Below are 14,525 nucleotides of genomic sequence, written 5' to 3' on the forward strand. Positions count from 1 at the left end.
GTCACGGCTTCAGCACGTCGGCCTCCCGCACGGCGTGGAGGTGGACGAGGACGTCGAAGGAACGGGCGAGCGCGATGTCGGCGGGCGGGTAGTAGTACTGCGTGCCGATGTTGTGCGTGGGCCGGGCGACGTTCAGCCAGGCGCGCGCGGCAGCCGGGGCCGTACGGGCATCGAGGTAGAAGTCCCGGTAGCGGACCTGGTCGAGGGTGTGTTCGTTCATGCCGGGGTCGGCGGCGCCCACGGTGAACTTCTTCCAGTCGCCGCCGAGCGCGGCGTCCTTCGACAGGAAGGAGCCCCGGTCGAAGGTGAAGCCGATGGGGAGGTAGCGCTTGCCCAGCGTGTCGCGCAGGAACGCCCCCTGCGTCTTGGGATACATCCCGGGCTCGCCTGAGACGTAGCCGACGTGGTCGTTGTGTGCCGACACCAGGATCTTGTGGCCGGTACGCCGCTGCCACCAGACGACGTTCCGGGCCATCACCTCGTCGCGGAAGCGCTGGGCGGCGGCGACCGATTGCGGGTCGCCGACGTTCACGGTGAGGAACCGGGCGGTCTGCGCGATGGACCTGGCGTCCTGCTCGGCCCGTTCGTACGCGTCCCCGCCCGGCCCTTTCCGGCTGCCGATCAGCTCCAGGGCCTGCTGCGCCCTGGCGGCGAGCCGCTGTCGTTCCGCGAGCGGCTTGCGCAGGTAGGCGAAGGCGTCGTCGATCGGGCGCAGGCCGGTGTAGAGCTCGTTGATCCGCGGCAGCGACTGCGGGTGGTGCCGGCGTACGTAGCCGGTCACGCGGCCGAAGAACGCGTCGCTCAGGGTGGGCGCGCCGATGTCGTCGCCCATGAAGTGGACGGTACGGCCGGGGTGGCGGCGGTTGTGGTCGCGCATCCACTCGATGAGGCTCAGGAACTCCTCGCGGTCCCAGGGGGAGCCCGCCAGCGCCTCCTTCGCGATCCGGCGGGCGTCGCCCTGGCCGGTCTGGAGGTACTCGTCGATCCGGAGCCCCGCCGACCAGCTCAGCTCCAGGGCGAAGGTGGTGAAGCCCCGCTCCTCGACGAGGTGGCGGAAGACCCGCTCCTTCATGGTGAAGAACTCGTGGGACCCGTGCGTGGCCTCGCCCAGGCCGACCACCTCGGCATCGCCGATCATCGCGGTCAGGGCACGCAGGTCGGCCGTGTTCCCTCCGGGAGCGGTCGAGCGCAGTGGGTGGGCCGCCCGCTCCAGCGCGCGGACCGGGTTCTGCTGTGCGGCGGCCGGGGCGGCCTGGGCCGTCCCGGAGGCGAGGAGCGCTCCCGTCGCGACCGCCGCCGTCGCCGTCGCCAGGAGCCTGCGGCGGCTGATGTGCTTCCGGTGCGTGGCCATGCTGTTTACCCCTCAACTTGCGTGTGGCAACTGAGAAGGATCATCGCCTGCGGCTCTCCGGCCGCGCGCTGGGGACAACCGCCGGATCGTTCGGGGGGATTGCACCCCCTCGGCCGTGGACCTCCGTACACCTAGCCCCCGCGATCATGGCATGATCACGCAGATCCGTTCCGCGACTCATCGCGACGGTCCCGTTGTCGTGAGGCGCGGCAGGAGGCGACTCCGTGCCGCGCACCCCACCCCACGTCCCCAAGGGCCCACTGTGCACAAGCTCACCAAGCAGGCACTCATACCTGCCTTGACCGCCGTCTCCCTGCTGGCCGCGGGCTGCTCGGCGGCCGGATCCGGCGCTGCCGCCGAGCCCGCCGCACCCGGTGGCGGAAAACCCGCCGCACCGGCCGCCGAACTGGACTCCGCCACCGACGGCACCCCCGCCGGCAGCACCGCCGCCGGCGGGCAGCGGCTGCCCGTCGCCGCGGCCCAGGCCCCGTCCGGCCCGGCCGGCTCGACCGCCGTGGCGCGCCCGTCGCGCGACGGGCGCCCTGCCCACAAGTCCTCGCTGCGGATCGCGTCGTACGACCGCCACAACGGGCGCGCGGTCATCGCCGGCCCGACGGACCCCCCGAAGAATCCGCCGGCCACCCCCACACCCTCCGCCTCCGCCTCCGCCTCCCCCGGGAAGAACTCGGCCGTGGCCGTCGGCGACGTCATCGCGAGCGCGCCCGCTCCAGGCGCTCCCAGCGGCGTACTGGCCAAGGTCACCAAGGTCCTGGGCACGACGCGGGAGGGGACCGAGGTCAACACCGCCCCGGCCACGCTCGACGCGCTGCTGGGCAAGAGCAAGGCCGACGGGAAGGTGCCCGTCGACCCGGCGGGGGTCTCCGTGGAGCCGCTGGTCAAGGGCGTGAAGGTCTCCTGGGCGAAGAACGGCGAGCGCCGTTTCGGGCCCCATGGCGCGACGCTGCCCCTGGGCAGCCTGCGCCTCGACGTCGGCGCGTCGGTCGCCACCGCCGAGGGCGCCCCGGCGAGCGCCGCGGCCTCGGTCGCCGGCTTCGTGCAGCTCTCCCCCACGGTGGAGTTCGCCTACGACGGCAGCCGGCCGCACGCGAAGTCCGCCACCGGCGCGGGCACCGGCACGTCCCCCGGCGGCGCGTTCATCGGGCTGTCCGGCGACTGGTCCTCCCAGTGGCAGTTCAAGGGCCAGGCCGCGGCCTCGACCGGCGGCAAGCCGCTGCGGATGCCGTTCGCCAAGCTGCACGCGGACCCCGTCGTCCAGGTCGGCCCGGTGCCGGTCGTCGTCAACCTCGACCTGACCTGCTACCTCACGGTCGAGGCCGACGGCCGGATCAGCGTGGACGTCAAGCAGGATCTCAAGGGCGGCTTCCGGGTCGGCGGCAGCTACACCTGGGCCAAGGGCTGGAAGCCGGTCAGCGAGTCGGGACTGACGTCCACTCCGGTCCGGGCCGGCGTCACGGCGGCCGGCCGGGTGAAGGCGGCACTCGGCGCCGAGGCGAGCGTCGGCCTGTACGGCATGGCCGGCGTGAGCGCCGACATCGCGCCGTACCTGCGCGGCGAGGGCAGTGCCGTGGCCACCGGTTCGTCCGACGGCAAGGGTTCGGCCTCGGCCGACTGGAAGGTCTTCGGCGGACTGGACCTGTCGGGTGCGCTCCAGACCCAGCTGACGGTCTTCGGCACGCCGCTGTTCCAGAAGCGCGTCCCCTTGGGCGCCCTGCACCGGGAGTGGAAGCTGGCGGCCGGCCACCTGTCGTACCCGGCCGGGCAGCCGCACACCGGCTGACACCGGTCCGGCGGCCCGCCCCGGCGCCGCCCTGCCACGACGCCGGTCTCGAAACCGGACCGCCGGAGCGGCCCCGGGCGCGCCGGCTGCATAGAATCTGCTCTCATGTCGAAGCCTGACGAGTTGCTCGTTGACCTCGCCGCCATGGTGGAGTCCGGGCACAGCAACCAGATGTCCCTGACCGTGATCGCCGGAGGCTCTGTGATCACCGGGCGACTGGCCCCCGAAGCCGTGTGGCGGCAGCGCGTGTCGGAAATCCTGAAGGACTCGGACCGCCTGCGCGAGTTCGCCGGCGTCTTCACGTCCTCCGAGCGCAAGGAGGGGCCGCCCACGCACCTGCACTTCCACGTCGCCCGGATTCTCCAGGGCTCCATCGGGATCCCGGAGACAGGCGGGATGTACCGCGTCTCGATCGAGGACGTCAGCGGCTGGACCGTGGGCGACTTCAGCTACTCCGAGAACTGAGGGCCCGTGCCGCCGCCGGGACGCGGCGGCACACCCTCGGGGCCCGGCCGGTGTCCACCGGCCGGGCCCTTTTCGTTCGCCGCCCTGCGGGACGTGCTCGCCGCCATGGCACCGGCGGCCTGACCGCCGGCGGGCCCCGCGGTCCGGCCAAGTGGTGCTGACACCCCTTGGGTTCGGGGGAAACCCGTAGTGAGTGCGGACGTCTGTGCCTCTAGCGTCTGACGGTGTGAAACACATACCGAGAAGAGCGCAGAGGTTTCCCGTCGGAACGCACCGGTCGGCGTGGCGCGCGACGGCGTTCGCCGTGGCCTCCGCGGTGTTGGCCGTCTCCGCCCCCGCGGCCGACGCGGCGGCCCGCCCGGCCGCGCCGGCCGGCTGTGACGCGGTGCGCGGCGCGCTGACCGCGTCCCTGGACACGCTCGTCACCCGCCACGGAATACCGGGCGCGGCCGCCGAGACGGCCGACCCGCGCTGCGGCCGGCTGACCACCGCCCGCGGCGTCGCCGACCTGCGCACCGGGCGCCCGATGCGCGCTGCCGACCGGCTGCGGATAGGCAGTGTGACCAAGACCTTCACCGCGACGGTCGTCGTGCAACTCGCCGCGGAGGGCCGCGTCGGGTTGGACGCCCCGGTCGAGCGTTACCTGCCCGGACTGGTCCAGGGCAACGGGTACGACGGCCGCACGATCACCGTGCGGCAGCTGCTCCAGCACACCAGCGGCCTTCCCGACTACACCGGGAAGCTCGTACAACTCCCCTTGGAAGAGTGGAGGTGGAAGCACTCCGAGCCCCGCGAGCTGATCGCCACCGCGCTCACGATGCCCCGGCCGGACAAGCCGTGGCATTACGCGACCACCAACTACCTGATCGCCGGGCTCATCGTCGAGAAGGTCACCGGGCACGGCGTCGAGGCGGAGGTGAACCGCCGGATCGTCGAGCCGCTCGGCCTGCGCGACACCTATTGGCCCGGTGACAGCACGCGCATCGAGGGGCCGCACTCGCACAGTTACTTCACCGACTCCGACCAGGGAGGAACCGACGGCACGACGCTGGTCGACGGCACCGCCTGGAACATGACCTTCGGCGGCGCGGGCGGCGCGCTGATCTCCACGCCCGCCGACGTCAACCGCTTCTACCGCGCCCTGCTGGGCGGGAAGCTGGTGCCCGCACGCTGGCTCGCCGAGATGCGGCGCACCGTAGCCGCCGACCCCGAGCGGCTGTGGCCCGGCGCCCGGTACGGACTCGGCCTGATCGCCACGCCCCTGGAGTGCGGCGGCTGGTGGTGGGGGCACGCCGGCACGGTACCCGGCGGGCACCGTGCGCTGGGCGCCGTCGGCCCGGACGGCCGCGGCGTTTCCCTCGCCCTCACCGCGGCGCCCTCCGCTGCGGAGGCCGCGAAGGACTTCCGCGCGGCCGTGGACACCGCCTTGTGCGCCCCCGACCGCGAGCACCGGCCCAAGGAGAGCATGTGATCACCCCCCGCCCGGCCGTGCGCCGCGCCGCGGCCGCCGGCCTCGCCCTCGCCGCCTGCCTCACCGCCTCCCCCGCCGTGGCCACCGCGGCGACGGACCGGGACGCCACCGGACTCGACCGCTACTACCGCCAGCACCTCGACTGGGGCAGCTGCGTCCAGGGCCCCGACGACACGACGGGCCGTGACCTGGAGAAGGCCGGCGTCCAGTGCGCGGACGTGACCGTACCGCTCGACTACGCCGCTCCCCTCGGCCGTACCATCACCGTCGCGATCTCCCGCCTCAAGGCCACCGACACCCGCCACCGCATCGGCGCGATCCTGCTCAACAACGGCGGCCCCGGCAGCACCGCCCTGGAAAGCCCTCCCGAGATCCGCCAGGCGATGAAAGACGTCGGGCCGCGCTACGACATCGTCGGCTTCGACCCGCGCTTCGTCGGCCGCAGCACCCCGCTGGACTGCGGCTGGCCGGTCGGCACCAACATCCTCTCGGCCGGCCTCGGCCGCACGAGCTTCGAGCGCCAGGCCGCCTTCCAGAAGGACCTGGCCGACAAGTGCCGCGCCACCAACGCGTCCGTGCTCCCGCACATCAGCACCCGCAACACGGCCCGCGACATGGACGTCATCAGGGGCGCGCTGGGCGAGCGGAAGATCTCCTACCTGGGCTACTCGTACGGCAGCTACCTGGGCACCGTCTACACCCAGCTGTTCCCCGGCCGCTCCGACCGGATGGTGCTCGACGGCGCCATAGCCCCACATCACTACAGCCCCCGGCTGCTGCAGTACGCGCTGCGGGAGAACGAGCAGGCGCTCTCCGCCTGGGCCGACTGGGCGGCACGCCGCAACGGCACCTACGGACTCGGCCGCACCCGTGCCGAGGTGCTCGCCGGCATCGACCGGATCGTCGCGGCGGCCGCCCGCCACCCGCTGACGGTCGGCACCGGGCAGGAGAGCTTCCGGCTCGACGACACGCAGGTGCCGTTCCTGGTCTTCGTCGCGCTCGCCGACGACACCGACCCGGCACGGGCCGAGTTCGGCGAGCAGCTCGCCGTGCTCCGCAAGGCCGCGGCCGGTCAGCCGACCCGCCTGTCGCCGCAGTTCGCCGCGTTGCTGCGACTCGTGCTGACCGGCGGCCTCCCCGGTGCGGCGCAGAGCGCGTTCCTCTGTGGCGACAAGGCGGCTCCGCGCGACCCCGAGCGCTACTGGCGGGACATCCAGCAGAGCCGCGCGAAGCACCGGCTGCTCGGCCCGCTGGTCAACAACATCGGGCCGTGCGCCTTCTGGGACCGGCCGCGCGAGGAACCCACCCAGGTACGGCACGACGCCTCCGCGCTGATCGTGGCCGCCACCGGCGACCCGCGCACCACATACCGGAGCAGCCGCGATCTGCACGGCCTCCTGCCGGGCTCCAGGCTGCTCACCCTCAAGGGCGCCAAGCGCCACGGCATCTACGGCGCCTACGGCAACGCCTGCGTGGACGCCAAGGTCAACCGGTACCTGGCCACCGGCGAACTGCCGGCGGGCGACGAGACCTGCGTGAAGCAGGGCGGCTAGAGACGTACGGGGAGCGGCGGTTCACCGGGAGGCGCCGCTCCCCACCGACGGCAGGTAGCGCGGCGCCCGCCAGGCGTCCAGCCGGCGTTCCACCGCGGCTCCCAGGGACAGCAGCCGGGTGTCCTGGCGGTTTCCGGCCGTCAGGAGGAGGCCGACGGGCAGTTCGCCCACGGACCCGGCGGGTACCGACAACGACGGGTAGCCGGCGACCGCGGCGGGGGTGGAGGACGGGATCACGTCGTTGTCGCCCCGGGCGCAGTCCGTCGTCCAGGCGGGCGGGTTCGTCGGCGCGGCGATGGCGTCCAGGTGGTGGGCGGCCAGGGTCTCGTCGATGGACCGCCGGGAGAGGTCCGTCAGCTCGGCGCGCATGGCGCGGTACTCGGGGTCGGTCGTGGGAGGCGCGGCGAGGGCCTGCTCGAACAGCTCCTGACCGGCGAAGCACGTCTGCTCGGCCGGGTGGGTGCGGTTGAACTCGATCAGTCCGGCGAGGTCCCTCGGTCCCTTGCGGGTGGCGAGGTAGGCGTCGATGTCCCGGTGGAACTCGCTGAGCAGCGCCGGGAATTCGAGTTCGGCGAGCCGCTTCTGGTACGGGGGCGTCACCTCGACGACCTCGGCTCCCGCCGTGCGCAGCCGCGCCGCCGTACGGGTCATCACGGCGTCGACTTCGGCACCGAGCGAGGGCAGCCGCCACAGACCGATCCGTTTGCCGCGCAGGCCGTGGGAGTTCCGCGGCCCGTCCGCGCGGCCGGGGACGCCGTGCCACGCCGTCTTCCCGCCGCTGAGCACCGAGAGGGTGAGCGCGACATCGGTGACATTGCGCGCCATGGGCCCCGCGGTGTCCTGCTCGGCGGAGATCGGCACGACACCGGCTCCGCCGACCAGTCCGAGGCTGGGCTTGTGACCGGTCACGCCGTTCGCCCCGGCGGGGCACACGATCGAGCCGTCCGTCTCGGTACCGATCGCCACCTGCGACAACGACGCGGCGAGCGCGGCGGCCGACCCGGCGGACGACCCGCACGGGTTGCGGTCCAGTACGTACGGGTTGTGGGTCTGCCCGCCCACCGCCGACCAGCCCGACGTCGGCTTCGTGGAGCGGAAGTTCGCCCACTCCGACAGGTTGGTCTTGCCCAGGATCACCGCGCCCGCCTCCCGCAGCCGGGTCACCAGGGCGGCGTCGGTGTCCGGCGGACTGCCGGCCAGCGCCAGCGACCCGGCCGTCGTGGGCAGGCCGCGGGTGTCCACGTTGTCCTTGAGCAGGACGGGTATCCCGTCGAGCGGGCCCAGGGTGTCGCCGCGACGGTGCCGGGCGTCGCTGGCGGCCGCCTGGCGCAGGGCCGTCGGGTCGGTGCGCAGAACCGCGTTGATCGTGGGGTTGACCGTCTCGATGCGGCGCAGGTAGGCGCGGGTCAGTGCCGAGGAGGTCAGCGAACCGGCCGCCATACGGGCCTGGAGCTGCGGGATCGTCACGGTGTCGAGATCGACGCCCGGCAGCGGGGCCGACCCGGCCGCCGGCGGGCCACCGGCGCCGGGCCGGCCGGCTTCCGCGTGCGGAGGGGCGGTGCCCGTGACGAGGGACCCCGTGACCAGAACGGCAATCAGTGTGGCAATTCTCTTTTTCACCATGGGCGGTAGCGCACTACAAGCGGCACTTTCGACGCAAGGGTGTCGGGCGGGCGCTTCCTCATCTCAGACAAGCGTGCGGCGCACGCACTCGGTCACCACCCCCCGCAGACTGCCGGTGCTGCGCAGCAGGTCCCGCTGGACCCGGGCGCCGTTGCCCGTCTTCAGCAGCGCGGCCAGCGCCTCCTGCGTGGGCAGGACGTCTCCGGTGTCCTCCAAGGCGTCGCGTACGTGGTCGAACAGGGCCCGCACCACGGCTTCGGCGGGCGCCGGGCGCATCGCGGCGGGGTGGATCAGCTGCCCCTCCAGCCCCGACCTGGCCGCCCGCCACGTCGCCAGGCGCAGCATCGCCACGCTGTGGCGCGCGGGCGGTTCGCCGTCGCGCCACTGCCGTACCGCCGTCTCCACCAGCCCCCGGGCCAAGGCCGCCAGCACCACGGTGGTGGACGGGTCCAGGCAGACGTCGGCGACCCTGACCTCGACGGTCGGGTACGTGCGGGACAGCCGGGCGTCGAAGTAGACCATGCCCTCGTCCTTGAGCACGCCGCTGGCCGTCATCTCGCCCACCAGCTCGTGGTACCGGTCGGCCGAGCCGAACACCTCGACAGGGCCGGCCGAGGGCCACCGCCCCCACACCCGGTTGCGGTAGCTGCCGTACTCGCTGTCCGCGCCCTGCCAGAACGGCGAGTTCGCGCTCATCGCCAGCAGCACGGACATCCACGGCCGGACGCGGTCGAGCACCGCCACGCCCTCTTCGTCCGACTCCACCGACACGTGGATGTGGCAGCCGCACGTCAGCTGCTCCTGGACCGTGAGGCCGTAGTGCTCGGCGAGCCACCGGTGGCGCTCGCCGGTGCCGATGGCCGGGTCGGCCGCCAGCGGCGAGGTGGCCAGGGCGGCGACGGAGGCGCCCAGCCCCTCGGCGTGGCGGGCCGCCTCCGCCCGCCACCGCCGGATCTCCTTGTCCAGGTCGCCCATGTCCGTCTGCGGCCGGGTGGCGAACTCCAGCTGCTGCCGGTGCAGCTCGCTCTCGAACATCTCCTCGTTGCCCCGCGGGTCCCGCGAGGCCGCCGCGAGGACCGCGGCCGACAGGGCACGGGGGTCCCCTGTCCGGGCGTCCACCAGCAGCAATTCCTCCTCCACACCCACACTGCGCACGCCGTCCGCCCTTTCTCCGCCTCCTGGGTTCCGCTCACGTACCCCGCCGCGGCCCCTTCACCCGCTACGACGCGTCTTCGGAGTCCCACAGCTCGGTACGGCACGCTTCGACCAGGTCGCCGATGCGGTCCAGGACGGCGTCGGCGGGCCGCGGGCCGAGCCTGCGTCCGTCACGCAGGCGCAGCGCCACCTGGCCGGCGGCGGCTTCCCTGGCGCCGACGACCGCCTGGTACGGCACGAGGCGCGCCTCCCGGACGCGGGCACCCAGGCTGCCGCGTTCCGGCCCGTCGAGCCGGGCGCGCAACCCGCGACCGGCGCAGCGCGCGGCGAGCGCCTCGGCGGCCGGCACCTGTGCGTCGGAGACCGGGAGGATCGCCAGTTGGGTGGGGGCGAGCCAGGCCGGGAAGGCGCCGCCGTGCTGTTCGACCAGGTGGGCGACGGCCCGCTCGACGCTGCCGATGATGCTGCGGTGCACCATGACGGGGCGGTGCCTGGCGCCGTCCGGGCCGATGTAGTGCAGGTCGAACCGCTCGGGCTGGTGGAAGTCGACCTGGACGGTGGAGAGGGTGGACTCCCGGCCCGCGCTGTCGGTGACCTGCACGTCGATCTTGGGGCCGTAGAACGCCGCCTCGCCTTCGGCCGCCTCGTAGGGCAGTCCGGCGCGGTCGAGGACGTCGGTCAGCACGGCGGCGGACCGTTTCCACAGGCCGGGCGCCGCGACGTACTTCCCGCCGGGGCCCGGGAGGGAGAGCCGGTAGCGGGACGGGCGGATGCCGAGCGCCTCGTACGCCCGGCGGATCATGTCCAGGGCGCCCTGTGCCTCCTCGGCGACCTGGCCGGGGGTGCAGAAGATGTGCGCGTCGTTGAGCTGGATGGCCCGGACGCGGCCCAGCCCGCCGAGCACGCCCGACAGCTCGGCACGGTACATGCCGCCCAGCTCGGCCATGCGCAGGGGCAGCTCGCGGTAGCTGTGGGAGCGGGAGCGGTAGATCACCGCGTGGTGGGGGCACAGGCTCGGCCGCAGCACGAGCTGCTCGCCGCCGAGGTCCATCGGCGGGAACATGTCCTCGCCGTAGTGCGACCAGTGCCCGGAGGTCTCGTACAGCTCCCGTTTGCCGAGTACCGGGGAGTACACGTGCTGGTATCCCGCCCGGCGCTCGGCGCCGCGGACGTACTCCTCCAGGGTGTGCCGCACGGTCGCGCCGTCGGGCAGCCAGTACGGCAGCCCGGCGCCGATGAGCGGGTCGGTGCCGAACAGGCCCAGTTCCCGGCCCAGCTTGCGGTGGTCGTACATGGTGGTCTCCTCGCGGACGTCGGGCGAGTGACCTCCATGGCGAAGCCCCGGGGCACTCGCCCCGGGGCTTCGACTAGGACATCGGTCAGCGCGCCGGGACTCTCTCCGGCGTCGTCGTCATTCCGGCGCGCTTCATGCCGGGACCGTAGCAGAGGAGCCCCTGTCCGCGAGCGGGATTTTTTCCTAGGAAACCGTCACCGGTTCCTGCCATTCGATGCGGTGACCGGCCAGCCAGCCGGGGGTTCCCGGGCGGCCGCGGGCCAGCAGGCGGGGCATCATGGCGTCCCGCAGGGCCCGCTTGAGGCGGGAGGGCATCTTGTCGTCGCCCATGCGGGCGCTCATGGCCACGACGCGCTCGACGCGTTCCCTGCGCAGCCCTTCGTACGCCGCCAGCGCCTGGGGGACGCCGGGGACGTCGCGCAGGCACTTGGCGAGCACCACGCTGTCCTCCAGGGCCATGGAACCGCCCTGGCCGGCGTGCGCGGCCGCGTGCGCGGCGTCCCCGATGACGACCATCGACCCGTTGTGCCAGACGGGGAGCCTCGGCAGGTCGTAGGTGTTGCTGCTGATCATGGTGTTGCCGGTGGCGGCGACGAGGCCGGCGGCGGGGGTCCGGTCCTGGGCGAAGAGGGCGAGCAGCCGCTCCCGCCACTGGTCGGACGTGGTGCCGGTGATCTCGGTCCTGGACAGTTCGGGGCCCGGCATGTTGACGAACCACCAGGTCTCGCCGTCCGGGGCGGTGGTGTAGCCGACGAAGGACCGCTTGCCGTAGATCATGCGGTAGCCGTCGGGCGAGGCCGGTGCCGTGCTGTCGCGGGTGTACCCGAAGACGGTGTTCAGGCCGGTGTAGCGGGGTCCCGGCGCGTCGGGGTCGATCACCCGGCGGGTGGTGGAGCGCAGCCCGTCGGCCCCGATGAGCAGATCGCCTTCGGCGGTGCTGCCGTCGGCGAACGAGGCCACGACCCGGCCGTCGGCGGTCGTCGTGGCCCCGGTGAACCGCTTGCCGTGCACGACGTCGATGCCGCGCCGGGCCGCCTCCTCGTACAGCACCCGGTACAGGCTCGCGCGGCGCAGCGTGCGCGGGGTCGCTCCGCCGGGCCGCCCGTCGCCCATGGGGACGTGGCCGAGATCGCGGCCCGAACTGCTCGTGAAGTCCACACCGGCGGCGGCGAAGGAGCGGTCGAGCACGGGCTCCAGGGCGTCGATCGCCCGCAGCGCGTCCAGGCCGTTCTCCATGAGGGTGACGAAGGCACCGGCCTCGTCGGCCGCGGCGTCGTACGCCTCGTGGACGACGGACCGGATGCCCGCCTTGTGCAGGGCCATCGCGGTGGCCGGACCCGCGATGCCGCCGCCGATGATCAGGGCTGTGGTCATGCTGTCGCTCCTTCGTGCTGCCCGCGGGTGCGGTGCGGACCGCCGGTCACTTGACGCCCACGACCAGCGAGCGGGGGCCCGGCAGCGGCTGGACCCGGCAGTCGCGGAACCCGGCCTCCGTCAGCCAGCCGATGCCGTCGGCACCCGTGTAGTCGAAGCCGCCCGGGCTCTGGACGAGCATGTGCAGGCTCATCAGCAGGCCGAAGGTGTTCTGCCGGCGCTCGTCGTCGATCAGCGCGTCGGCGATCACCACGGCGCCGCCCTCGGGCAGCGCGTCGTACGCCTTGCGCAGCAGCATCCGCTTGGTCTCCAGGTCCCAGTCGTGCAGGATCTGGCTGAAGACGAGCACGTCGGCGCGGGGCAGCTCGTCGGTGAGGAAGCTGCCGGGACGGAAGGCCATCCGGTCGCCGAGCCCGGCGGCGGCCACCGTCTCGTCCACGGTGGGGCCGACCGGCGGCAGGTCGAAGCCGGTACCGGTGAGGTGGGGATGGGCGCGCAGCACGTGGGAGAGCAGGGCACCTTCGGAGCAGCCGATGTCGGCCACGGTGCGGTACCGGCCCCAGTCGAACGCGTCGGCCAGCGCCGTGATGGTCGGCAGCGAACCGCTCGTCATCGCCCGCTGGAACCGGCGCAGCCGCTCCGGGTCTGCGTACAGCTCCTCGAACGGGTCGGTGCCGTCCTCGGGCACGTTGGTCTGCGGCTCGCCCGTGCGCAGCGCCTCGGTCAGCCGGCCCCATGGCTCGTAGTCGTGCTCGCTGACGAACTCCAGGATGGCGCCGGCGTAGTGCTCCGGCTTTCCCCGGTCGAGGACGGCGCCGGTGGCCGCGGTGTTGCGGTAGCGGCCCGCCTCGCGGTCGAGGAGGTCCATCGAGACCAGGGCGTCGAAGAAGTCGCGGGCGCCGCGCGGGTGGATGCCGATGCGGGTACGCAGTTCCTCGGCGTCCAGGGGCCGGTCCGCGCGTGCCAGCTCGGTGAAGACGCCCAGTTCGCAGGCCGACATCAGCACCTTGGAGTGCCAGAAGCCCAGGCCGGTCCGGAGGATGTCGCCCACCGGGTCGGCCTCGGCGGGCGGTTCCAGCAGGCCGCGCACCTGCGCCGAGTCGAAGTGGTCCTCGAAGTGCGTGGCCTTGCCGTCGGCGATGCGCCAGGAGTGCACGAACTTCACGGTGCCGCTCACGCCGCTGCGTGCGCCGCGCATGTGGTGGGTGCCGAAGACCGCGATCCGCTCGCCCGACCCGACGAACTCCTCGGGCTCGGGACGCATCTCGCTGAACACCTTCGGTACGCGGGCCATGAACTCCCGGACCTCGCGGTGGCCCTTCTTGGTCCCGCCGAGCCCGTAGGCGTCCATGCCGTCGGGGTGGGTCCACAGGATGTCGGGCGCGAAGAACGCGAGGACGCCGTCGAGGTCGCGGCGGTGGAACGCGGCGTAGGCGGAGCGGATCAGGTCGGTGCTCGTGGGCATGTCTGCGTTTCCTCCAGGAGCCGTGGTCACGACAGCGGGGTGCTGGTTTCGAGCTGCGGGAAGTGGGCCGCCAGGGCGCGGCGGACACCGGTGCGCCAGTCGACGCGGCAGTCGCCGATGAGGGCCCGGCGCCGGGTGTTGTCGTAGGCGTACGTCTCACGGGTCACCTCGGCCTCGGTGAACCCGGCCGGGGTGCCGGTCACTTCCGAGACGTACGCCATCAGGTCCCGGATGCCCACCGTCTCGTCGCCGCCCCAGTTCACCACCTGCGCGGGCACGCCCGCCGCGCCCCACAGCAGCGGCACCTGGCGGGCGATGTCGTCGGTGTGGATCGGGCTGCACAGGTGCTGTCCGCCGCGGGGGACCTCGATGGGGCGGCCGGCCAGCATCTGCCGGTAGAACAGCACCGGTACGCCGCCGTGGCCGTACGGGCCGTAGGCCACGTTCAGGCGTGCGATGGTCGTGGGCAGGCCCAGCGTCGCCGCGAAGGCCCGCACCGTGCCCTCGGTGGCCAGCTTGCCCACGGGGTAGGTGGGCAGCCAGGGTGCCCGGCCGCCCAGCGGGTCGGTCTCGGTGTAGTGGTGGTCGAGTCCCTGGGAGGCGTAGATCGCGCCGGTGGAGACGTAGAGGAAGGACTCGGCGCGGCGGCAGTGTGTCATCAGGCGGCCGGTGGCGACGGAGTTGACGGCCACCGCGTCCTCGAAGTCGGTGCCGTCGCCGCGGTGCACGGCCGAGTGCAGGACGTGGGTGAAGTCGTCCGGCAGGCCGCCGAGGCCGTCCGTGGCCATGTCCCAGCGCCTGGTGTGCATGCCCTGGTCGGTCAGCTCGCGTTCGGCCGTGGCGTCGCCGAACCGGCCCAGGCACCACACCTCGTTGTCCTTGGCCAGTGCCTCGGCCACCGGCCTGGCCACCTGGCCGGTGGCCCCGGTGATCAGGATCTTCTTTCCCGCCAGCACGGGTTCTCCTTCGCTGTCGT

10 protein-coding genes and 1 pseudogene are annotated in these 14,525 nt (G+C 73.1%); 4 read left to right on the top strand and 7 right to left on the bottom strand.

All coding sequences use genetic code 11. The annotated features are described in order from the left end of the window. Position 1 precedes the first annotated feature (1 nt). Positions 2-1,351, bottom strand: a complete 1,350-nt coding sequence (locus tag ACH4K4_RS00695; RefSeq protein WP_398163803.1) for an erythromycin esterase family protein — start codon at positions 1,349-1,351, stop codon at positions 2-4. Positions 1,352-1,613: 262 nt separating this feature from the next. On the opposite strand from ACH4K4_RS00695, the gene ACH4K4_RS00700 reads away from it, so the two are divergent. The 4 genes from ACH4K4_RS00700 (at position 1,614) to ACH4K4_RS00715 (ending at position 6,638) form a co-directional block, all read left to right on the top strand. Then, positions 1,614-3,149 carry a hypothetical protein gene (locus ACH4K4_RS00700; RefSeq protein WP_398163804.1) on the top strand — a complete coding sequence of 512 codons (1,536 nt, stop codon included), beginning with the start codon at positions 1,614-1,616 and terminating at the stop codon, positions 3,147-3,149. A 105-nt stretch (positions 3,150-3,254) separates the two neighbouring features. Next, entirely contained in the window at positions 3,255-3,614 is a 360-nt protein-coding gene (locus ACH4K4_RS00705; RefSeq protein WP_398163805.1) for a hypothetical protein, read from the top strand. Between the two features lie 304 nt (positions 3,615-3,918). Beyond that, complete coding sequence (locus ACH4K4_RS00710) at positions 3,919-5,085, top strand: serine hydrolase domain-containing protein (RefSeq protein WP_398163806.1); 1,167 nt, start codon at positions 3,919-3,921, stop codon at positions 5,083-5,085. Then, positions 5,082-6,638, top strand: coding sequence for an alpha/beta hydrolase (locus ACH4K4_RS00715; RefSeq protein WP_398163807.1), 1,557 nt, complete (start codon positions 5,082-5,084; stop codon positions 6,636-6,638). The genes ACH4K4_RS00710 and ACH4K4_RS00715 overlap by 4 nt, the downstream gene beginning before the upstream one ends. A gap of 21 nt (positions 6,639-6,659) precedes the next feature. On the opposite strand, the gene ACH4K4_RS00720 is transcribed toward ACH4K4_RS00715, so the two are convergent. The 6 genes and pseudogenes from ACH4K4_RS00720 to ACH4K4_RS00745 all read right to left on the bottom strand — a co-directional run bounded on the left by ACH4K4_RS00720 (position 6,660) and on the right by ACH4K4_RS00745 (position 14,502). Then, positions 6,660-8,261, bottom strand: coding sequence for an amidase family protein (locus ACH4K4_RS00720; RefSeq protein ID WP_398163808.1), 1,602 nt, complete (start codon positions 8,259-8,261; stop codon positions 6,660-6,662). A gap of 63 nt (positions 8,262-8,324) precedes the next feature. Continuing rightward, positions 8,325-9,416, bottom strand: coding sequence for a glutamate--cysteine ligase (locus ACH4K4_RS00725; protein WP_398163809.1), 1,092 nt, complete (start codon positions 9,414-9,416; stop codon positions 8,325-8,327). Positions 9,417-9,480: 64 nt separating this feature from the next. Beyond that, positions 9,481-10,716 (bottom strand): annotated as a pseudogene (gene thrS / locus ACH4K4_RS00730) (threonine--tRNA ligase); the annotation flags it as partial. A gap of 177 nt (positions 10,717-10,893) precedes the next feature. Next, positions 10,894-12,084 carry an FAD-dependent monooxygenase gene (locus ACH4K4_RS00735; RefSeq protein WP_398163810.1) on the bottom strand — a complete coding sequence of 397 codons (1,191 nt, stop codon included), beginning with the start codon at positions 12,082-12,084 and terminating at the stop codon, positions 10,894-10,896. Between the two features lie 46 nt (positions 12,085-12,130). Continuing rightward, a complete protein-coding gene (locus tag ACH4K4_RS00740) occupies positions 12,131-13,549 on the bottom strand; it encodes a methyltransferase (RefSeq protein WP_398163811.1) in 1,419 nt (472 codons plus the stop codon). Between the two features lie 26 nt (positions 13,550-13,575). After that, entirely contained in the window at positions 13,576-14,502 is a 927-nt protein-coding gene (locus tag ACH4K4_RS00745; RefSeq protein ID WP_398164490.1) for an NAD-dependent epimerase/dehydratase family protein, read from the bottom strand. Positions 14,503-14,525: the final 23 nt, after the last annotated feature.

The sequence above is a fragment of the Streptomyces sp. NPDC017529 genome (assembly GCF_044329785.1).
Classification (GTDB): domain Bacteria; phylum Actinomycetota; class Actinomycetes; order Streptomycetales; family Streptomycetaceae; genus Streptomyces.